Consider the following 21,921-nt stretch of genomic DNA (forward strand, 5'->3'; position numbering starts at 1 on the left):
GGTGGCCATCTCCACCTCGACACCCCCAGACGGTGCGCCCGCCATCGGCGCGGAGCGTCAGCGGCGCCGTACGCTGCTGCACCGCCTCGACGTCCGCGGCGCGCCGTACGCGTTCGTCGCCCCGTTCTTCATCGTGTTCGCCGCCTTCAGCTTCTACCCCCTCATCTACACCTCGTGGATCTCGCTGCACCGCGTCGAACTGTCGACCCTGAACCTCATGGAGTGGGTCGGCTTCGACAACTACACAGCGCTGTGGGAAGACGACCGGTTCTGGAACGCGCTGTTCAACACCTTCACCATCGGCGTGCTGTCGACCGTGCCCCAGTTGCTGATGGCGCTCGGTCTGGCCCACCTGCTCAACTACCGGCTGCGCGGCTCGACGTTCTTCCGCGTCGCCGCCCTGACGCCGTACGCCACGTCGGTCGGTGCCGCGGCCCTGGTGTTCACGATGCTCTTCGAACGTGACTTCGGCATGATCAACTGGATGCTGAGTCTCGTCGGTGTCGACCACATCGACTGGGAGAACAACAAGTGGGCCGCGCAGACGGCCATTTCCTCCATCGTGATCTGGCGCTGGACCGGCTACAACGCGCTGCTGTACCTCGCGGCGATGCAGGCGATCCCCCGTGACCGCTACGAGGCCGCGGCCATCGACGGCGCCTCGCGGTGGCAGCAGTTCCTGAAGGTCACCGTGCCCGGCATCCGTTCCACCATCGTGTTCACCATCGTCCTGTCCACGATCGGCGCCACCCAGCTCTTCGGTGAACCCCTGATCTTCGGCCAGGGCCCGAACGGCATCACGGGAGGAGCCGACAACCAGTACCAGACGCTGGGTCTGCTGCTGTACGAGGAGGGCTGGAAGAACTACCAGATGGGCCGAGCCGCCACGGTCGCCTGGGCGATGTTCCTGCTGCTGATCCTCGTGTTCGTCGTCCAACGCATCGTTCAGCGCGTCACCACGCGCAGGACCTGACCGGGAGATCTCCATGACCACAGACAGCATCCCGGTCCAGGCGATGGACGCGGTTGCCGGAAGCGGACGGAAGACCGGCAAGGCCACCCCGCCCGGTGGACCGCGCCGCCGACTGCTGCGGCGCCCGGGCGCCGGGCGTCAGCACCACGCGGGCCCCGTCGCCTACATCCTGCTGGGACTCGCCGCGCTGTTCTCGCTGTTCCCGCTGTACTGGACCATGGTGGCGGCGTCGACCGACAACACGCGCGTCACCCAGACGCCTCCCCCCTTCCTGCCGGGACCCCATCTCCTGGAGAACCTCGGCAAGGCCTGGGAGGACGCCGCGCTGGGCAAGGCCATGCTCAACAGCCTGATCGTGGCCGGCGTGATCGCCCTGTCCACGGTCCTCTTCGCCACCCTCGCCGGCTTCGCGTTCGCCAAACTCCGCTTCAAGGGCCGCAACATCCTGCTGATGCTCGTGATCGGCACGATGATGGTGCCGCCGCAACTGGGTGTCGTGCCGCTGTTCATGATGATGACGGAACTGGGCTGGGGCCAGAAGCTGCCCGCCGTCATCTTCCCCACGCTCGTCAGCGCCGTCGGCGTGTTCTTCATGCGGCAGTACCTGAGCGAAGCACTGCCCGACGAACTCGTCGAGGCCGGACGGGTGGACGGTGCGCACTCCCTGCGCATCTTCTGGAGCATCGTGCTGCCGATCGCCCGGCCCCCCATGGCCGTGCTGTTCATGATCACGTTCGTGCACGCCTGGAACGACTTCTTCTGGCCCTTCATCGTGCTCGACATGACCAATCCGACGGTGCCCGTCGCCCTCACCCAGCTCAGCGCGGGGTACGTGCGCGACCAGTCGCTGATCATGGCGGGCGCACTGCTCGGCACGCTCCCGCTGCTCGCCCTCTTCGTCGTCTTCGGCCGTCAGATCGTCGGCGGCATCATGCAGGGCGCGGTCAAGGGGTGAAAGCCGTGCCGTCTCCCCCGTTGCCGAGGCTCCCCGACGGCTCCACACCGTCTCCCCTCTCCCGCCCCGCACGTCACCTGGAAGGACCCACGTGAGCACCGTAATCCGACGCGTCGCACCCGCCCCGGAGAACATCACCGCCCGCACCTTTCCGCGGGGATTCACCTGGGGTACGGCGACCGCCGCGTACCAGATCGAAGGCGCCGCCTCCGCGGACGGGCGCACTCCGTCGATCTGGGACACCTACTCGCACACGCCCGGCAGGGTGCGCAACGGTGACACCGGCGACGTCGCCACCGATCACTACCACCGCTGGCGCGAGGACGTCGAGATCATGGCCGACCTCGGGGTGAGCGCCTACCGGTTCTCCCTGTCGTGGCCGCGCGTGCAGCCGACCGGCCGCGGCCCGGCTGTCGAAAAGGGCCTCGACTTCTATCGCGCGCTGACCGACGCACTGCTGGACAAGGGCATCGAACCGGTCGTCACGCTCTACCACTGGGACCTGCCACAGGAGTTGGAGGACGCCGGCGGCTGGCCGGAGCGCGCCACCTCCGACCGGTTCGCCGACTACGCGGCCCTGGCGGCACGTGCGCTGGGAGACCGGGTGAAGACCTGGATCACCCTCAACGAGCCCTGGTGCAGTGCCTTCCTCGGATACGGCTCGGGTGTCCACGCACCCGGACGCACCGACCCGGTCGCCGCCCTGCGTGCGGCGCACCATCTCAATCTCGCCCACGGCAAGGCCGTTCAGGCGCTGCGCGCCGAACTGCCCAGCCGCGCCCAGGCGTCCATCACCCTCAACCTGCATCACGTCCGCGCGCTGTCCGAGACACTCGAGGACCTGAACGCGGCCCGGCGGATCGACGCTCTGGCCAACCGCGTCTTCACCGGCCCCCTGCTGGAAGGCGCCTACCCCCAGGACCTCCTTCAGGACACGGCGAGCCTGACCGACTGGTCCTTCGTACGGGACGGCGACACCGACACCATCCACCAGCCGCTGGACTTCCTGGGCGTCAACTACTACACGCCGACCCTGGTCGCCGCCGGCACCGGCGCGGGCAGCCACGGTTCCGACGGCCACGGCGCGAGCGAGCACAGCCCCTGGCCGGGCGCCGACGACGTCACCTTCCTCCGGCCACCGGGCGACACCACCGCGATGGGGTGGGCAGTCGACCCCAGCGGTCTCTACGACCTGCTGACACGTCTCAAGGCGGACTTCCCCGGGATGCCTCTGGTGATCACCGAGAACGGTGCCGCGTTCGACGACTACGTGAACCCGGACGGCGAGGTGTCCGACCCCGAACGCATCGACTACCTCCACGGCCACCTGTCAGCCGTGCACCGGGCCATCGAGGCCGGCGTGGATGTCCGGGGCTACTTCCTGTGGTCGCTGCTGGACAACTTCGAGTGGGGTTACGGCTACAGCAAACGCTTCGGTGCCGTCTACGTCGACTACCCCACCGGCAAGCGCATCCCCAAGGCCAGTGCGCGGTGGTACGCCGACGTGGCCCGCACGGGCGTCCTGCCGGAAGGGAACAGCGGAAACCGCTGAGCGCGGAGGGCTGCAACACCTTCGAAGACCGGTCCTGAGCCTGGGGCGTGTCCTCAATCGATCTTGCACAGCGGATCGATTGAGGACACGCCCCAGCTGCCACCCCGGCCTTCATCCGAAAGCGAACCGATTCGCACGCAAGCGCTTCGACGGGCTCGCAGGACGGGCGGCGGCCGGGAACGCGACGTGCCGTGCGGCACCAACGGCGGCGACGCGCGCGCCGACCGCCGCTGCGTCGGCCCGCGCCTTGCGGGCCCACCCCGTCCCACCCGGACGTGACGGCTACCTCACTGTTTCACCGTGCGCGACGGGCCCGTCGCCCACACCCGCTCGGCGGAAGCACACGCAGCCGACCACACCCCCGCCGTCGCAACATTTCGGTGTGCCCGTCGGAGGCGAACCGCGGGATCCGGCCGTCGAACCGATTCCGCGACAAGGTTCGCAACAGGAGCCGCAACACCCTTGACAGCCCGTCAGGTGCAGGAGCACCGTCTCCCCCCGAAACCTCTCTGCAATCCGCTGCACATACGGCACCTCGAAGCGCTTGCGGATCGACAGCGCCACCCCCACACGGCCCGCACGGGTCGCGCCGGCACGGTAGGGAGATCGGATGGGAACCACACGGACATCACGCCACCCCAGCGGTTCCGCCCGCAGGGCGTTCACCCGCGCGGGAGCCGCGGTCGGACCCCTGTACCAGGTGCGGCGCGCCTCGGACGACACCATCCGCACCATCGGCCTCCTGAGCACCGGCGGGTACGCCGACGCCGCCGCCCAGGACTCGTTCTGCTCCGGAACCACCGGCCTGATCACGATCGTGTACGACCAGTCCGGTCGCGGCAACCACCTCACCCAGGCGCCCGGCGGCGGTGCCGCGGGTGGTACCGACAACCTCGCGAACGCGACGGCCGCGCCCACCACGGTGGGCGGTCACAAGGCCTACGGCGTCTTCGTGGCACCCGGCACTGAGCTGAGGAACGGCTCCAGCCTTGCCGGGTTCACCGTCGCCAAGGACGTCCGACCGACCGACTGAATCGCTCGACCCTCGCCCTGGACCGAGGGGGCGGGTCATGCAGACGGTGCCCGCGGCCCCGGCGGGAGAAAACCCGCCGGTCCCCCACACCAGGCGCCACCGCCCCCACAGGAGGATGACGATGTCCGGAACCAGAGCACTCCGCGGCCTCTGGGCCGCCCCCATGGCTCTGTTCGCCTTACTGGCCGGAGGCCTGCCCTCGGCCGGGGCCGCGTTCGCCGCGCCGGCCGAGCGCCAGGCAGCGGCCGCCGACCTGTACGTGGCCCCGGATGCGGCTCCCGGCGGGAACGGCACCGCCGGGCAGCCGTTCGCGACGATCGACCAGGCACGGCAGCCCGCGCACCGGCTCTCGGCCGATGCGGACGTCGTGGTCCACCTGGCCGGTGGCACCTACCGGCAGTCCAAGCCCCTGACCTTCGGCTCCGGCGACGGCGGCCAGAACGGCCACACGATCACCTACCAGGCCATGTCCGGGCAGCAACCGGTCGTGAGCGGTGCCCAACAGATATCAGGTTGGCAGGTGCATGATCAGAGCAGCAACATCTGGTCGGCCCACGTCGGCAGCGGCGTGAACACACGCCAGTTGTACGTGAACGGCAAGCAGGCACCCCGAGCGGCGATCCAGGTGCCCCGTTCCGGGTTCACCTTCACGCAGACCGGACTGACGGTCAACGACTCTTCCCTCGACTACCTGGCCGGCCTCACGGACCAGAGCCACATGGAAGTCGAGAGCGTCAACTCCTTCACCGACCGCTACGCGCCGGTCCGGTCGATCAGCGGCAGGACCATCACCATGCAGCAGCCCGCGTGGAACAACAACTCGTGGGGCTACGACACCATCAACGCGCCGTTCGCCGGCGGGACCATGTACCTGGAGAACAACTACGCGTTCCTCAAGCAGGCCGGGCAGTGGTACCTCGACTCGCCCACCGGTGACCTGTACTACCGGGCCCAGCCGGGGCAGAACCCGAACAGCCTCGACGTCGAACTGCCCCGACTTCAGCACCTGTTGGGCATCAGCGGCAGCTACGGCTCACCCGCGACCGGCCTGGGATTCGTCGGCATACGGTTCACCGGGACCTCCTGGCTAGGCCCGAGCGGACCCGACGGGTACGCGGACCAGCAGAGCGGCGCGCACATCACCGGCGCCTACGCGATGCCGGCCAACTGGCTGAGCACCTGCAAGTCGGGCTGCACGCAGTTCGAGGCCACCCGGAACCACTGGGTGCAGATGCCCGCGGCCGTCCAGGTCTCCGCCGCCACCGGCATCACCTTCTCGGGCAACACGTTCTCCGAACTCGGGCAGGCCGGACTCGGCGTGGGCAACGACGGCGTCGCCACGGCCTCCGGCACCGGACTCGGCGCGAACGGTGTCACCATCACCGGCAACACGTTCACCGACATCGCCGGCAGCGGCATCCAGGTCGGCGGGATCCAGCCGGACGCGCACCACCCCGCCAACCCGCAGATGACCAACCAGAACATCACCATCAGCAACAACAAGGTCAGCGGGGTCGGCACCGACTACAAGGAGACCGCGGGAATCCTGTCCACCTACGTCACCAACGCGACGATCACCCACAACCAGTGCGACCACCTGCCCTACGACGGGATCGACATCGGCTGGGGCTGGGGGATGAACGACCCGGGCGGCAGCCAGGACTACGTCAACCGGGGCACGTACAACTACCAGCCGATCTACAGCACTCCCACCACGCTGAAGAACAACACCGTCTCCCACAACCTGGTCTTCGACACCAAGAACGCGATGTTCGACGGCGGCAGCATCTACAGCCTGTCCGCGGCCCCCGGGTCGGTGATCTCCGACAACTACATGTACGACAACAACCGCACCACCGCGCTGTACCTCGACGAGGGCTCCCGGTACCTGAAGGTGTCGGCCAACGTGGTGCAGGACGCGGGCAACTGGGCGCTCACCAACGCCAACGCGAACAACCACACCGACGACAGCACGTTCTCCGGCAACTGGTACAACGGCGGCAACACGTACGTGGCCACCGGCCCCCCGCACAACAACGTCCTCACCGGCAACGTCCTGGTCAGCGGCACCAACTGGCCTCAGGGTGCCAGAGACGTCATCCAGCAGGCGGGCGTCCAGTCCTCGGGCGGCGGCGGCTTCCCCACGGGCTACCACCAGTTGGTGATCGCAAGCAACAACCTGTGCCTGGACGTGTACGGCAACTCCACCAGCGCCGGCGCCGCGATCGACCAGTGGACCTGCAACGGGCAGGGCAACCAGCAGTTCGGGTTCGTGCCGGTCTCGGGCGGCTACGGCCAACTGCGCGCACAGCACTCCGGACAGGTCGTGGCGGTGTCGGGCGGCTCCACGACCGCCGGCACGCCCAACATCGTGCAGCAGGCCGCGAGCGGAGCGGCTGGCGCTCTGTGGCTGCCGGTTCTGCAGTCCGACGGCTCGTATTCCTTCAAGAACCAGAACAGCGGTCTGTGCCTGGACGTCTACAGCGGCGGCAGCAACCTGGGCCAGCAACTGGACCAGTGGCCGTGCAAGAACGCACCCGGCACCAACCAGGACTTCACTCCCCGCTGATCTGCTCGCGCCCCAAAACCCCTGCACAGAAGAGCAGTTCGTTCACCCCACCCACTGTCCCGCACCCAGTGAGGAACGCTGATGAAGAAGTACTGGGCACCCTTGGCCGCAGCGCTCGCGGCCACCCTCGGAATGGGCGCAGCGTGGCCTGCCACGGCCACCGCCACCGAGGCGCCGGCCTCCGTCACGCGGGCCGCAGCGCCCACGCCCCTGCGGCTGATGCCGTTGGGCAACTCGATCACCTGGGGCGTCGGCAGCCCGTCCGGGAACAGCTACCGGAGCTTTCTGGCGAACAAGCTGACGGCCGAGGGACACACCCTGGACTTCGTCGGCTCGGGACGCAACGGCACCATGTCCGACCCGGACAACGAAGGCCACTCCGGCTGGCGGATCGACCAGATCGCGGGCATCGCGGACTCCGTGCTGGCGCGCTACCGGCCGAACGTGGTGACCCTGGAGATCGGAACCAACGACCTGAACGGCAACTACCAGATCCCGACCGCGGCCGACCGGCTCCGCGCGCTCATCGACCAGATCACCAGGGCCGCACCCGACGCAACCGTGCTCGTCGGCACCGTGATCATCTCCACCAGCGCCACCGAGGAGGCCAACCGGCCCGCGTTCAACGCCAAGTTGCCCGGAATCGTCCAGGCCCAGCAGGCTGCCGGCAAGCGCGTACGCCTGGTGGACATGAGCGCCCTGACCACCGCGGACCTCTCCGACGCCCTGCACCCCAACGACAGCGGCTTCGGCAAGATGGCGGACGCCTTCAACGCGGGCATCCAGGCCGCGGACGCGGCAGGCTGGATCAAGCCGCCGGATTCCGCGGTCGGGCAGGTGCGTTCCGGGATCGCGGGGAAGTGCCTGGGGGTCACCGGCGGCAACAGCGCCAACGGGACCCCCGCGGAGATCCGAACCTGTGACGGCTCGGCCGCGCAGACATGGTCAGCGCGCTCCGACGGCACCCTGCGGGCCCTCGGGAAGTGCCTCGACGTCACCGGCCGCGGTACCGCCAACGGCACCAAGATCGAGATCTGGGACTGCAACGGCGGCACCAACCAGCAATGGCAGACGTACAACGGCGGCTACCGCAACCCGGTCTCCGGCCGTTGCCTCGACGACCCCAACGCGTCCACCACCGACGGTACGCAACTGGTCCTGTGGGACTGCAACGGCGGAGCCCACCAGCAGTGGACCGCGCTGCCCGTGTCCTGACCTCGTCACGCCACTCCGCCCCGCACAAGGAGGCTGTTCCCCTCTTGTCCTGACGCAACGACGACCCGCGTCCGGTACGGCGGCCGTCGCCGGACGCGGGCTTCGGCATGCCCTCACAACGGCCCGACCAGGGGCGATACATGGGATGGATCCGAATTCGATTCGGAGTGCGGAGCGTATTGACTCCATCAGACAGCTGTGGAATCACTTGGACATGGGATGTCTGAGTGGTTCCTGTGGGTGCTCACCATCGCCCTCGTCACCATCCCGTTCGGCCAGGCACAGCCCTCGTCACCTTCCCCCACACACGCGAGGAACAGAATGCGGCCCTCACCCTTTTCCCGCCGGAGTCGCACGGCCCGCACACCACGCTTACCGGCGTTCGCCGCCGTGGCCGTGACGGCGCTGCTGGCCATGCTGTCGGCACCGGCCCCCGCCCTCGCGTCGACGCCGTCCCCCTTGGTGAGTTCGGCGTCCGGGCGGTGCCTGGACGTCAGGGGCAACGTCGACACTCCGGGAACGGCCCTCGACATCCAGGACTGTGACAACCAGCCGAACCAGGCGTTCGAGTTCACCTCGGCGGGCGAGCTGAGGACGATGAGCGGCACCCGATGCGTGGACGCCTACGACAACCGGACCGCGCCGGGAACCCCGGTGATCATCTGGTCGTGCAACGGGCAGGCGAACCAGGCGTGGCGACAGAACGCCGACGGGTCCGTCACCGGTGTCCAGTCCGGCCTGTGCCTGGACGTCAACGGGGCGGGCACGGCCAACGGCACCGCGGTCATCCTGTGGACCTGCAACGGCCAGAGCAACCAGAAGTGGACCACGTCGACCCCTCCGCCCGCCCCCGGCGGGTCGGGCCCGTGCGACCTCTACTCCGCGGGCGGCACTCCGTGCGTGGCCGCGCACAGCACCGTGCGGGCGCTCTACGGGTCGTACGGCGGCAGCCTTTACCAGGTCAGGCGCGCCTCGGACAACGCGACCAGGAACATCGGCGTCCGGGCGGCCGGCGGTTTCGCCGACGCGGCGGCGCAGGACTCGTTCTGCGGGGGCACCTCCTGTGTGATCACGGTCGTCTACGACCAGTCCGGACGCGGCAACGACCTGTGGTACCAGGGGTCGGCCCAGGTCCCGGGATCGAGTCAGAGCAGTCCCGCGAAGGCCACCTCGGAGTCGCTGACCGCCGGGGGCACCAAGGCGTACTCGCTGTACATCAATCCCGGGAACAGCTACTGGCGGGACGGCCATCTGACGGGCGTGCCGACCGGCAGCGCGCCCGAAGGGGCGTACATGGTGACCAGCGGCACCCACGTCAACAACGGCTGCTGCTTCGACTACGGCAACAGCGAGACGACCCGGAAGGCCGACGCCGCCGGGGCGATGGACGCCATCAACTTCGGCACCCAGTGCTGGTTCGGCGGCTGCTCGGGAAGCGGACCCTGGGTCCAGGCCGACCTCGAATGGGGCCTGTACTCCGGCGGCAGCCAGTCCTGGAACGGCAACCAGCGGGCCTTCACCAGCAAGTTCGTCACCGCGATGCTGAAGAACAACGGGACGTCGAGGTTCGCCCTCAAGGGCGGCAACGCCCAGTCCGGCAGCCTGACCACCCTGTGGGACGGCGCACTCCCCGCCGGATACAGCCCCATGAAGAAGCAGGGCGCCATCGTCCTCGGCAGCGGCGGCGACTGCTGCAAGCCCGGCGGCGGCGCCAACCTGAGCGCCGGCACCTTCTACGAGGGGGCCATCGTCGCCGGCTATCCCTCCGACGCGACCGACAACGCGGTGCAGGCCAACATCACCGCGGCCGGATACCGCTGAGCGCGCAGGAGGAGCGAATGAGGACGAGAGCGAGACCCGGACTTTGGGTACTGGCCGTCGGCATCGTCTTGGCGTTCGTGCTGCAACTGTCGGCGACAGCTGAGAGCCGAGCCGTCTCGGGCGAGGCGCTGAGCGTGGACCTGGCGTCGACGCGGGGCCCGTCGACCGGCGTGGGTGAGGGATTCCTCTACGGTTTCACGCAGGACGGCAGCCAGCCGGCGGACCAGTTCATCAAGCCACTGGGGATCAACGCGTTCCGCGGCGGCGGCTGGTTCTCCGGCGGCTGGATCAGGGACAACTACCAGTACGGATCGGCGACTCGGGCCGACATCGACTCGATCGTCGCACAGGCGAAACGCCTCACCCAGCCGCCGTACCACGCGCAGTACCAGGTACTGGTCAGCGACATCTACGGCGCCAACGGCGGCCAGCCGTCGAACACCAGGTACCCGTGCGACAACGGCGACTGCTCCAACTGGATCGGCTTCATCGACTCCACGGTGGGGGCACTGCAGGCTTCAGGGCTCACGTTCTCCTACGACATCTGGAACGAGCCCGACATCTCCGCCTTCTGGACCCGTGGCGTGAACAGCGCCCAGTACTTCCAGATGTGGGACACCGCCTACCGCGAGATACGTCGCATCGCCCCCGGCGCGCAGATCGTCGGCCCGTCCTTCGCGTTCACCCCGGAACGCAACCCCGGTCAATGGCGGACCTGGCTCGCGCACGTGAAGGCGGCCGGGACCGTACCGGACATGATCGCCAACCACAACGAGGGGGACGTCGACGACCCGGTCACCGTCGCACGGGCCCTCAACAGTGCCCTGACCACAGCGGGCATCGGTCCGCTGCCGCTGTCCTCCAACGAGTACCAGCCGGCCGACCGGCAGACCGCCGGGGTGACGGCCTGGTACCTGGCCCGGTTCGCACAGTCCGGGTACACCAACGCGATGCGCGGCAACTGGGTGTGCTGCGTGACCCCCAACCTGACCGGCGTCCTCACCCAGAGCGGGGGCACCTGGCAGCCGACCGGCAACTGGTGGGCGCTGCGGGACTACGCCGACATGACCGGCACCCTCGTCGACACCTCAGGCCAGGTCGGCTCCACGGCGATCTCGGCCTCCGAGGACCCCGCCAACAAGCGCGCGGTGGCGATCATCGGCGACTCGAACGGCACCTCCGGCACCACGTCCGTGACCTTCAACGGACTGTCGTCCGTGCCCTGGCTGACGAACGGCGGCAGTGTGCACGTCACCGTGCACCGCATCCCGGACCAGGCACCGCTCAGTGCGCCGCAGACCGTCCACGACCAGAACCTGAACGCCTCGGGCGGCTCCATCACCGTGCCGTTGACGTTCCAGGGCGCGCACGACGCGTTCGCCGTCTACCTCACACCGGCCTCCTCCGGCGGCGAGAGCTTCCCGGCCGGCTACCACCAACTCGTCGTCGCCCACGACGACTTGTGCCTGGACGTGTACGGCAACTCGGGCAGCGCTGGCGCCGCGATCGACCAGTGGACCTGCAACGGGCAGAGCAACCAGCAGTTCCAGTTCGCGCCGGTCTCGGGCGGCTACGGCCAACTGCGCGCACAGCACTCCGGCCAGGACGTGGCGGTCGCCGGCGGTTCCACCACGGCAGGCACCCCGAACATCGTGCAACAGCCCCCCGGCACCACGGACAACGCCCTCTGGCTGCCCGTGCGCCAGTCCGACGGCTCCTACGCCTTCCAGAACCGCAACAGCGGTCTGTGCCTGGACGTCTACGGCGGCGGCAGCAACCCGGGCCAACAACTCGACCAGTGGCAGTGCAAGAACGCACCGGGCACCAACCAGGACTTCTTCGTCCGCTGAAACGTCCTGCACCGTCCGCCGACCGCACCGGCCGTGGACACCCCCACCTGTGAAAGGAACCCACCGTGTCAGCATTCGCACGGCTGTTACGGCGCCTGCGGGTCCCGACGGCCGTACTCGCGGGCCTCCTCCTGACCTCCGGCGGCATCGTGGGGACGGCCGCCGCACCCGCCCAGGCCGCCACCTCCCTCACCGTCAACGGCGCGTCCGGCGGGCGGACCTTCGACGGCGTCGGCGCGATCAGCGGCGGAGGCGGCAACAGCAGACTCCTGATCGACTATCCCGAGCCCCAGCGCGGCCAGGTCCTCGACTACCTGTTCCGGCCCGGCTACGGCGCCTCCCTGCAGATCCTCAAAGCGGAGATCGGCGGCGACACCAACTCCACCTCGGGCGCCGAGCCGAGCCACCAGCACACCCGCTCCGACCTGAACTGCGACCGTGGCTACGAGTGGTGGCTGATGGAGCAGGCCAAGGCCCGCAACCCCGCCCTCAAGCTGTACGGGCTCGCCTGGGGAGCGCCCGGCTGGATCGGCAACGGCAACTTCTGGTCCACCGACATGGTCAACTACCTGGTGTCGTGGCTCGGTTGTGCCAAGCGGCACGGACTGAGCATCGACTACCTCGGCGGATGGAACGAGCGGGGCTACAACGTCTCCTGGTACCAGCAGCTGCGCACCGCCCTCGACAGCAACGGCTACGGCAGCGTCAAGCTCGTCGCGGCCGACTCGGACTGGGCCGTGGCGAACGACATCAACTCCAACCAGGCGTTCGCCTCCGCGGTGAGCGCCATCGGCACGCACTACCCGTGCGGCTACCGCTCCGCCCAGACCAGCTGCTCGGTACCGGCGGCCGCCCTTTCGTCCGGCAAACCGCTGTGGGCGAGCGAGAACGGCTCGGACGACTACAACGGCGGAGCGCAGGCCATGGCCCGCGGCATCAACCGCGGATACATCGACGGACGGATGACCGCCTATCTCAACTGGCCCGTGGTCGCCGCCCTGACCCCCAATCTGCCGTACCCCACAATGGGCCTCACCCTGGCCGCACAGCCGTGGTCCGGCTCCTACTCGGTCGGCAAGAACACCTGGGTGATGGCCCACACCAGCCAGTTCACCGCCCCGGGCTGGCACTACCTCGACTCCTCCAGCGGCTACCTCGGCGGCAACCGGAACAACGGCAGCTACGTATCGCTCAAGTCCACCAACAACTCCGACTGGTCCACGGTGATCGAGACCATCGACGCCGGCAGCGCCCAGACGCTGAACCTCAACGTCACCGGGGGCCTGTCCACCGGCACCGTGCACGTCTGGTCCACCGACCTCAGGTCCGCGAACCCGGCCGACCACTTCGTGCACGCCACCGACATCACCCCGTCCGGCGGTGCCTACAGCCTGACCGTGCAGCCCGGGCACCTGTACACCCTGACCACCACGACCGGGCAGGGCAAGGGCACCGCCACCGGCCCCGCCAAGGCCCCGTTGAAGCTGCCGTACAGCGACTCCTTCGACGGCTACGCCACCGGCACCGAGGCGAAGTACCTGATGGACTGGCAGGGCGCTTTCGAAGCGGCGGGCTGCGGAGGCGGCCGCGCCGGCACCTGCGTGCGCCAGATGAGCCCGCAGAAGCCGATCACCTGGGACGCGCTCACCGATCCGCACGCCCTGCTCGGGGACGTGGGCTGGGGCAACTACACCGTTGCCTCCGACGTGCTGCTCGAACAGCCCGGATACGTCGAGCTGATAGGCCGTGCCGGCGGGCACGACTACGACCGAACCGGCGGCCAGAACGCCTACCGCCTGCGGGTGAGCGACACCGGGGCCTGGTCGATCCTGAACTCGAACACCAACGGCACCGTCTCCACCCTGGCCCGCGGCACAACCGCGGCACTGGGCACCAACCGGTGGCACACCCTCGGTCTCACCTTTTCCGGCACCACGATCACCGCGGTCATCGACGGTGCCACGGTCGGTTCCGTGAACGACGGCACGTGGGCGAGCGGACAGATCGGCTACGGGACCAGCCAGGGAGAGACGGCTCAGTTCGACAACCTGTCCGTCACCCCCGGCAGCGGCGGAAACGGCGGCACGACCGGCGCGATCGTCGGGACCGGTTCCGGCCGCTGCGTGGACGTACCGAACCAGTCGCAGACGGCCGGCACCCAGGTGGCGCTGTGGGACTGCAACGGTGGCAGCAACCAGCAGTGGACGAACACCTCGTCAGGTGAGCTGCGCGTGTACGGCAGCTCCTGCCTGGACGCCGCGGGCCAGGGCACGAGCCCCGGCACCAAGGTCGACATCTGGAACTGCACCGGAGGCGCCAACCAGAAGTGGACGATCCACGCCGACGGCACCATCACCGGTGACCAGTCCGGCCTGTGCCTGGACGCCACCGGCGCGGGCACCGCCAACGGCACCCCGCTGCAGCTGTGGACCTGCACCGGCGGCAGCAACCAGAAGTGGTCGCGCGACTGAACGAGACGACCGGCCCCCACGCACCGAAGCCCGCACCCCCGTCCCCTCACCCGAGAGGCCCCCACATGTCCTCCTCCCCCCTGCCGTTGAGCCGGCGCCGACTGCTGGCGGCGGCCGGCGCGGCGACGGCCTTCGGCCTGCTGCGGTTCGCCCCCGAGGCCGCCGCGACCGACGGCCCCACCAGCTACACCCCCAGCTGGTCGTCCGTGGACCAGCATCCCCCGGCCCCGGCCTGGTTCCAGGACGCCAAGTTCGGCATCTACTACCACTGGGGCGCCTTCAGCGTTCCCGCGTTCGGCAACGAGTGGTACCCGCGCAACATGTACATCGGCGGCTCGGCCGAGAACAACCACCACAAGGCCACCTACGGCGACCCCTCGGCGTGGCCGTACCACAACTTCATCGACGGCGCCCGCGACAAGGCCGGCACGTACGTGCAGTTCGCCCCCAAGCTCGTCTCCCAGGGCGGCAGATGGGATCCCGACGCCTGGGCGCGGCTGTTCAAGGCGGCCGGTGCGCGGTTCGCCGGCCCGGTGGCCGAGCACCACGACGGCTTCTCCATGTGGAACAGCCGCGTCAGTCCGTGGAACTCGGTCCAGCGCGGTCCCCGGCTCGACCTGGTGGGGGTGCACGCGCAGGCCATCCGCGGGCAGGGGCTGAAGTTCATGGCCTCCCTGCACCACGCCTACCACTTCAACGGCTTCTACGACCACGTGCCCAGCCAGTCGGACCCCAGCCTGCGCATCCTCTACGGACAGCAGGGCTCAGCCGCGGAGAACAAGCTCTGGTACGACAAGCTGGTCGAGGTGATCGACGGCTACCAACCCGACCTGGTCTGGCAGGACTTCGCCCTGAACCAGGTGCAGGAGTCCTACCGGCTGCAGTTCCTCGCGCACTACTACAACCAGGCCGTCGCGTGGAACAAGGACGTGGTCGCGACCTACAAGGACGGTCTCAACAACAAGGGTGAGGTCTTCGACTTCGAGCGCGGAGGCCCGGCGGACCTGCTCACCCCCTACTGGCTGACCGACGACAGCATCTCCTCCTCCAGCTGGTGCTACACGGTCGGCATCGGCTACTACTCCACGCAGGCCATGCTCCACTCGCTGATCGACCGGGTCAGCAAGGGCGGCAACATGCTGCTGAACATCGCGCCGATGGCGGACGGCACCATTCCCTCCGGGCAGCAGTCCATCCTGCTGGCCATGGGCGACTGGCTCGGCCGCTTCGGAGAGGGGATCTACGCCACCCGCTCCTGGTCCAGCTACGGCGAGGGCCCCACCAAGATGGGCGGAGGCTCGTTCAGCGGACCGGTGGCCGGCAAACCGCAGGACGTGCGGTTCACCCGCAGCCGGGACAACAAGGTCCTGTACGCCACCGCGCTGGGCTGGCAGGGCGGCACCATGACCATCACGACCCTGAACTCCAACCGGATCAACCTCAGCAGCCTGACGCGCGCCCAACTGCTCGGCAACACCGCCGGCACCTACATCGACCTGCCCGCACCGACCCAGGACGCGTCCGGCCTGCACCTGACCATGCCCTCGGCCGGCCCGCCCTTCGCTGCGCTCGCCTACACCGTCAAGCTCACCTTCTCCGGTGAGATACCCGTCCTGGGCGCGCCCGGCGGCTCCACCACCTGGGTCAGGATCGCCAACGTGACCAGCGGGCTGGTGCTCGACAGCGGAGGCGACGTCGCCGCCGGTTCCAACCTCAAGCAGTGGAACTACGACGGCAGCACCAACCTCCAGTGGCAGCTCATCGACCTCGGCAACGGCTACCACCGCATCGTGAACCGCACCAACGGCATGGCCGCCGACAGTTACGGCAACGCCGCCAACGGCGCTCCCGCCCGCCAGCAGCCCTGGAACGGCGGCAACAACCAGCAGTGGTCGCTGACCAGCCTCGGCAACAACCGCTACCAGATCGTCAATCGCGGCACCGGCACCGCCCTCGACGGCAGCGGCAGCACCACGGCCGGCTCCAGCACGGTGCTGTGGACGCCGAACTCCAGCACCAACAACGCGTGGACGGTCACCGCCGTCTGAACACCGGCACGCCCTGTCCCCCACCGGAGCACGGAAGAAGGAGAGCATGGAACGCAAACCGCTCCTGATGTCCATCGCGGCCGCACTGCTCCTCATCCTGACGACCGCGGGCACCTCGTTCGGCGACGCCCTGGGCGCACCCGCGCCGGCCACGAAGTCCGCCGCCGCGGCCAGTCCCGGCTGCGGCAAGGCCCCGACGCTGACCAGCGGCAACCACACGATCCAGAGCGGCGGCCAGAACCGCAGTTACCTCCTGCGGGTCCCGGCCGGCTACGACAGCAACCGCCCCTACCGGCTGGTCTTCGGCTTCCACTGGCGGGGCGGCACCGCGAACGACGTCGACTCGGGCGGCACGGACGGGTACAACTGGTCCTACTACGGCCTCAGGCGCCTTGCGGACAACGCGAACAACAGCACGATCTTCGTAGCCCCCCAGGGCAACGGCAACGGCTGGGCCAACCCCGGCGGCCAGGACGTGGCCTTCGTCGACGCCATGGTCAACCAGATCGAAGCAGGTCTGTGCGTCGACACCACCCAGCTGTTCGCGGCCGGCTTCAGCTACGGCGGCGCGATGTCGTACGCCCTCGCCTGCTCCCGGGCGACGGTCTTCCGTGCGGTCGCGGTCTACTCCGGCGCGAACCTCAGCGGATGCAACGGCGGCGGCCAGCCCATCGCCTACATGGGGCTGCACGGCCTCCGGGACAACGTGCTGCCCATCGCCTCGGGACGGCAACTGCGCGACACCTTCGTCCGGGCGAACGGCTGCACCGCGCAGAACCCGCCCGAGCCGGCCAACGGAAGCCTGACGCACATCATCACCACCTACTCCGGCTGCAGGGCCGGCTACCCCGTCGTCTGGGCCGCGTTCGACGGAGCGGGCCATGACCCCGGCCCCATCGACGGTTCCACCGGGGGCGGCTGGCGCACCTGGACCTCGGGAGCGGTGTGGCAGTTCTTCTCCCAGTTCGGCTCGAACCAGCCCCCGCAGCCCTCCGGAAGCCAGAAGATCGTCGGACAGCAGTCGGGACGCTGCGTCGACATCAACAACTCCGCCACCGCCAACGGCACACAGGCCCAGCTGTGGGACTGCAACGGCGGCTCCAACCAGCGGTGGACCCAAACCGCCGCCAAGCAGCTGGTCGTCTACGGCAACAAGTGCCTGGGGGTCGGCCAAGCGGCGGGCAACGGGACCGCGGCGGCGATCTGGGACTGCAACGGCCAGGCCGACCAGCAGTGGAACGTCAATACCGACGGCACGATCACGGCGGCGCAGTCGGGGCTCTGCCTGGACGCCGCGGGCCAGGGCACCGGCAACGGGACCAAGCTCCAGCTGTGGAGCTGCTCGGGCGGCGCGAACCAGCACTGGCGCCTGGAGAACTGAGACGTGCGGGTGGAGTGGCTCCTGGCTGCACTCGACAGGACCGCTCGGGAGAAGTCCGCGGCGGTGATGCTGTCGAGGTGCTCAGGGGCCACTCCACCAGCTCGCTCCGGTAGCCGTCCGCGCCGGTGAGCCAGGCTGTCTTCGGGCCGCGCGGGCCACCGGGACTGGCCAGGTCCTGGGCTCAGGCGGCTTCGGTCAGTGTTTCAGGCGACTCCTCGACCGCGTGGGAGTCGGTCAGGGTGAGTGCGCCGCCCGCCGCGATCAGACCGACGACGACCGCGAGTACGCCGTAGATGATCCGCTCGCCATGGAAGAACGACCGCACGAGGTCGCTGCTCCAGGTGCCGGCGGGCAGCCGGGTGGTGACCAGTGCCGCGATCAGGGTTCCGGTCACCGCGGTGCCGACGCTCGTGCCGACCTCCTGAGCGGTGTCGTTGAGCGCCGCGCCGATCGAGGTGCGGTTCTCCGGCATCGCCTCGACCAGGGCGATCGCGCAGATCGTCATGACGGTGCGCAGCCCGATGGTCATCACCACCATGGAGGCGGCGATGGCGGCGTACCCGTGGTCGACGCCCCAGGCGAGCCCGGCGAGCGCGCCGGCCAGGCAGGCCGCGCCGACCAGACAGGCGACGCGATGGCCGAACTTCTTGGCGAGCCCTTCCGACAGGGGGGTCGCGACGATCATGGTCACGATGATCGGCAGGTTCGCCAGGCCGGCCCGCACCGGGCTCCATCCGTAGGCGTACTGGAAGTGGAGGATCAGCCCGAACATCACGCCGGCCATGGCGATGGACGTCCCGATCTGGGCGATGGCCGCGCCGCGGACGGTTCCGCCGGAGAAGAGGGCGAGGTCCAGCATGGGTGCTGAGCTGCGGCGCTCGTGGGCGACGAACCCGACACCGGCGGCCACCGCGCCGAGAATCGAGGCGAGTGTGAGGGTGGAGAGCCAGCCGTGCTCGACGCCGCTGGTCAGCGCGTAACAGGCGAGGCCGATGGCCAGGACGCTCAGGACGGCCCCCGGCAGGTCGAGCCTGTCGTTCGTCAAATCCTGAGGACGGTCGGCGGCGACCCCGAGCCGCACCCCGATGCCGGCGATCAGCGCGATCGGCGCATTGATCAGCAGGAGCCATTGCCAGCTCACGTGGGCCAGCGCCGTACCGCCGAGCAGCGGGCCGAGCACGAACCCGGACATGCCGACGACGATCATCAGGGTCATCGCGCGCATCCGCAACGCCTGCTCGTCGAACAGTCTGAAGACGAGCGAGTTGGTGATGGGCGCCATGGCGGCAGCGGCCACGCCGAGCCCGGCGCGCAGTGCTATGAGCTGCCCGGCGGAGTCGACGGCGATGACGCACAGGCTCAGCAGGCCGAACACGGCGAGGCCGATCAGCAACACCCGTCGGCGTCCGAGACGGTCGGCCAGGGATCCCGCTGTGAGCAGAAGGCCTCCGAACGTGAGCGAGTAGGCGCCGGTGACCCACTGCAGGGCGGTGGTGCCGCCACCGAGGTCGCGGCCGATGGTCGGCAACGCGATCGACAGCAGGGTGTTGTCCACCATCTCGACGAAGAAGGCCAGGCAGAGTGCGGTCAGCGGGATCCAGGCCGCACGCAGGGATGAGTAGGTGCGGGTCGAAGCGGGCTCGGCTGTGGTGGTCGCGGCCATGGCCGGCCTCCTCTCATAACGTCGCCGGTCGTCGCAGGACGCACCCGGCGCTAGAACGGGATTCGATAAAGGAACATCGTTCCATGCTGGAACGCCGTTCGATCGTAGAACATCGTTCGATGGGAGGGCAAGCTTGTGGTTGGATGGCTGCATGCCACGCCCGCGACCGCGCACTTCCACCGAGACCTCCCCCCGAGGCCGCCAACGGGCCTCGCACTCCATGGAGGCGGTCCTCAGCGCGGCCGTGGCCCTGCTCGACGAAGCGGGCCAGTCAGCCCTGACCTTCCGCGCCCTCGCCACCCGACTCGGCACGGGCGTCGGAACCATCTACTGGTACGTCTCCAGCAAGGACGAACTGCTCGACCGCGCCACCGACCACGTCATCGGCGGCATCCTGACCGCCGTCGAGGAACAGCCGCAGAGCGACGACCCGATCGCCGACCTGCGGGAGATGGCCATCACCCTCTTCGACGCGATGATCGACCGACCGTGGCTGTCGGCCTACTTCATGCGCAACACCGACGTCCAGGGCCACTCACTCAGGCTGTACGAGAAACTCGGCCAACAGACCCTGCGCCTCGACCTCACACCGCGGCAGCGGTTCCACGCCGTGTCGGCGATCGTCGGCGTCGTGGTCGGCACAGCCGCCGACCTGGGCGCGGAACCGCCCCAGGAAGTGCTGGACGGCACGATGACCCGCGTGGAGTTCCTCAGCCGCTACGCCGAGTCCTGGCGGAAGCTCGATGCCGCACAGTTCCCCTTCATGCACGAGATCGTCGACGAGTTCGCCGAGCACGACGACAGGGACCAGTTCCTCGCCGCACTGGAACTGACCCTGGCGGGCCTGCGCCTCCAGGCCGGAACCCGCTGAGGCGCGCCGGCGGTCATGACGCAGTCCGGCATGGCCACGACCGAACACAAGCCTGTGATCACGACGCCGTGGACGGCCCGCCGGGCGGGCCCTTCTGCACGGGCTTGGAAGGACTGTCCGGCCACGGCGATGCAACGGATGTGGCGGCACAACCCGTCATGCGGGATATGGAATTACAGCTTCGAACTACGCTTCGACTCGCGGTCGCGCTGCTTCTCGTGGCCGCCGTGTCAGCCGTGGGCGTACAGGTTCCCGCCACGGCACAGGACAGGGGCGGCTCGGTCGCCGTCGCTCAATACGACCTGGGTGACACGGCGTTCACCGATCCTCAGAGCGGCACGGTCAGCGAACTCCGGGCGGTGGTGCACTATCCGCGGCACCTGACCGACCGGCTCCCCCTGATCGTCCTGGCACACGGCTCGTGGTGGGCCTGTGACGCCCAGGACGCCGCCACCTGGCCCTGCCCGTACGGCTCCCGCCCATTCCCGAGTTACCGCGGCTACGACTACCTGGGCGCCGCGCTGGCCGCCCGCGGCTTCGTCGTGGTGTCGATCAGTGTCGACGGCATCAACCAGACGTCCTTCGACTACGGCGATCGTGCCCGGCTCATCAACGAGCACCTGCGCCTGTGGCGGCAGTTGGCCGTCGGCGGAGACGGCCCTCTGACAGGGCGGCTCGTCGATCCGTCCGGGCGTTCGGTCGCGCCGGACTTCACCGGCCATGTCGACATGGCTCGCGTCGGCACCCTCGGGCACTCACGCGGCGGGAAGGGCGTGATGTGGCAGGCGTCGGACAAGCACCGTGACGAATGGCCGAGCGGGGTGCGCATCCGCGCGGTGTTGGGGCTGGCGCCGGTCAAGTTCGACGACCCGCAGGGCGACCACAGCGACACCCTCATCACCACGCTGCCGTTCACGGTGGTCACCAGCGGTTGTGACGGCGCGGTCCACGAGGAGGGCCAGGAATACCTCGACGACGCGGCCGGGCTCAACACCACGACGGTCTACTCGGTGTCACTGCGGGACGCAAACCACAACTTCTACAACACGGCATGGACGCCGCCGTCCCTGTTCGGCGAGGACGACAGCACCTGCCCGGACCGGGAACTCGCCCCGGCTCGGCAGCAGAACGCGCTCACCGCCTACGCGATCGCGTTCTACCGCTACGAGCTCTACGGAGACCGGGACGGGCTGCCGATACTGACCGGCAAGCGGCCTCTGCCGGGTGTGACCGCGACGACACGGGTGGTTCCGGCCCACGGGTGAGTCCCTTCGCACGCCCGAGAGAACGCACCACCGACCGGTCATGCCTCATTGCCGGTCGGTGGTCCCCGTTCGTGCTGCACGCCGGCATCCGATGGGAGTACCTGCCCCAGGAGCCAGGATGCGCAGCTACGACCCCCGACAGTGGAACCGCCTCCGCCTGGCGGGTCAGTCTTGTCGATGAGCCGAGGGTCCGGAGGTGTCATCCCGAGGACCCGCGCGGGGCGCGTGTTCGATCGGTGTCGCCATCAGGTCGG

The 21,921-nt window shown here is 69.0% G+C and carries 13 protein-coding genes and 2 pseudogenes; 13 read left to right on the forward strand and 2 right to left on the reverse strand.

Translation table 11 applies throughout. The features are described from left to right. The first annotated feature begins 43 nt into the window (after window positions 1-43). The 11 genes and pseudogenes from M2163_RS06510 (at window position 44) to M2163_RS06560 (ending at window position 17,868) form a co-directional block, all read left to right on the forward strand. Complete coding sequence (locus M2163_RS06510; RefSeq protein WP_280854310.1) at window positions 44-973, forward strand: sugar ABC transporter permease; 930 nt, start codon at window positions 44-46, stop codon at window positions 971-973. 13 nt (window positions 974-986) lie between these two features. Then, window positions 987-1,928 (forward strand): carbohydrate ABC transporter permease, encoded by a 942-nt coding sequence (locus M2163_RS06515; RefSeq protein ID WP_280853823.1) that lies wholly within the window; start codon window positions 987-989, stop codon window positions 1,926-1,928. A 91-nt stretch (window positions 1,929-2,019) separates the two neighbouring features. Then, complete coding sequence (locus M2163_RS06520) at window positions 2,020-3,480, forward strand: GH1 family beta-glucosidase (RefSeq protein ID WP_280893403.1); 1,461 nt, start codon at window positions 2,020-2,022, stop codon at window positions 3,478-3,480. Between the two features lie 610 nt (window positions 3,481-4,090). Next, window positions 4,091-4,459: pseudogene (locus tag M2163_RS06525) on the forward strand (arabinofuranosidase catalytic domain-containing protein); the annotation flags it as partial. 175 nt (window positions 4,460-4,634) lie between these two features. Then, complete coding sequence (locus M2163_RS06530) at window positions 4,635-7,082, forward strand: RICIN domain-containing protein (RefSeq protein WP_280893404.1); 2,448 nt, start codon at window positions 4,635-4,637, stop codon at window positions 7,080-7,082. Window positions 7,083-7,163: 81 nt separating this feature from the next. Continuing rightward, window positions 7,164-8,297 carry a ricin-type beta-trefoil lectin domain protein gene (locus tag M2163_RS06535; RefSeq protein WP_280893405.1) on the forward strand — a complete coding sequence of 378 codons (1,134 nt, stop codon included), beginning with the start codon at window positions 7,164-7,166 and terminating at the stop codon, window positions 8,295-8,297. A gap of 414 nt (window positions 8,298-8,711) precedes the next feature. Next, window positions 8,712-10,118 (forward strand): arabinofuranosidase catalytic domain-containing protein, encoded by a 1,407-nt coding sequence (locus M2163_RS06540; protein ID WP_280897218.1) that lies wholly within the window; start codon window positions 8,712-8,714, stop codon window positions 10,116-10,118. A 17-nt stretch (window positions 10,119-10,135) separates the two neighbouring features. After that, window positions 10,136-11,968, forward strand: a complete 1,833-nt coding sequence (locus M2163_RS06545) for an RICIN domain-containing protein (RefSeq protein WP_280893406.1) — start codon at window positions 10,136-10,138, stop codon at window positions 11,966-11,968. Between the two features lie 65 nt (window positions 11,969-12,033). Next, window positions 12,034-14,439, forward strand: a complete 2,406-nt coding sequence (locus tag M2163_RS06550) for a ricin-type beta-trefoil lectin domain protein (protein ID WP_280893407.1) — start codon at window positions 12,034-12,036, stop codon at window positions 14,437-14,439. Between the two features lie 65 nt (window positions 14,440-14,504). After that, complete coding sequence (locus M2163_RS06555; protein ID WP_280893408.1) at window positions 14,505-16,487, forward strand: alpha-L-fucosidase; 1,983 nt, start codon at window positions 14,505-14,507, stop codon at window positions 16,485-16,487. A gap of 67 nt (window positions 16,488-16,554) precedes the next feature. Continuing rightward, complete coding sequence (locus M2163_RS06560; protein ID WP_280897219.1) at window positions 16,555-17,868, forward strand: ricin-type beta-trefoil lectin domain protein; 1,314 nt, start codon at window positions 16,555-16,557, stop codon at window positions 17,866-17,868. A gap of 47 nt (window positions 17,869-17,915) precedes the next feature. Here the strand turns inward: M2163_RS06560 and M2163_RS06565 are convergent. Both M2163_RS06565 and M2163_RS06570 read right to left on the reverse strand, forming a co-directional pair. Continuing rightward, window positions 17,916-18,031: pseudogene (locus M2163_RS06565) on the reverse strand (VOC family protein); the annotation flags it as partial. 18 nt (window positions 18,032-18,049) lie between these two features. Next, entirely contained in the window at window positions 18,050-19,531 is a 1,482-nt protein-coding gene (locus tag M2163_RS06570) for an MFS transporter (RefSeq protein WP_280853816.1), read from the reverse strand. A gap of 220 nt (window positions 19,532-19,751) precedes the next feature. Here M2163_RS06570 and M2163_RS06575 point away from each other — a divergent pair, with 220 nt between their 5' ends. Further along, on the forward strand, window positions 19,752-20,402 hold the full coding sequence (locus M2163_RS06575) for a TetR/AcrR family transcriptional regulator (RefSeq protein WP_280854307.1): 651 nt from the start codon (window positions 19,752-19,754) through the stop codon (window positions 20,400-20,402). Window positions 20,403-20,620: 218 nt separating this feature from the next. Next, window positions 20,621-21,667, forward strand: coding sequence for an alpha/beta hydrolase (locus M2163_RS06580; protein ID WP_280853815.1), 1,047 nt, complete (start codon window positions 20,621-20,623; stop codon window positions 21,665-21,667). Window positions 21,668-21,921: the final 254 nt, after the last annotated feature.

Origin of the sequence: Streptomyces sp. SAI-135 (genome assembly GCF_029893805.1) — a bacterium.
Taxonomy (GTDB): domain Bacteria; phylum Actinomycetota; class Actinomycetes; order Streptomycetales; family Streptomycetaceae; genus Streptomyces.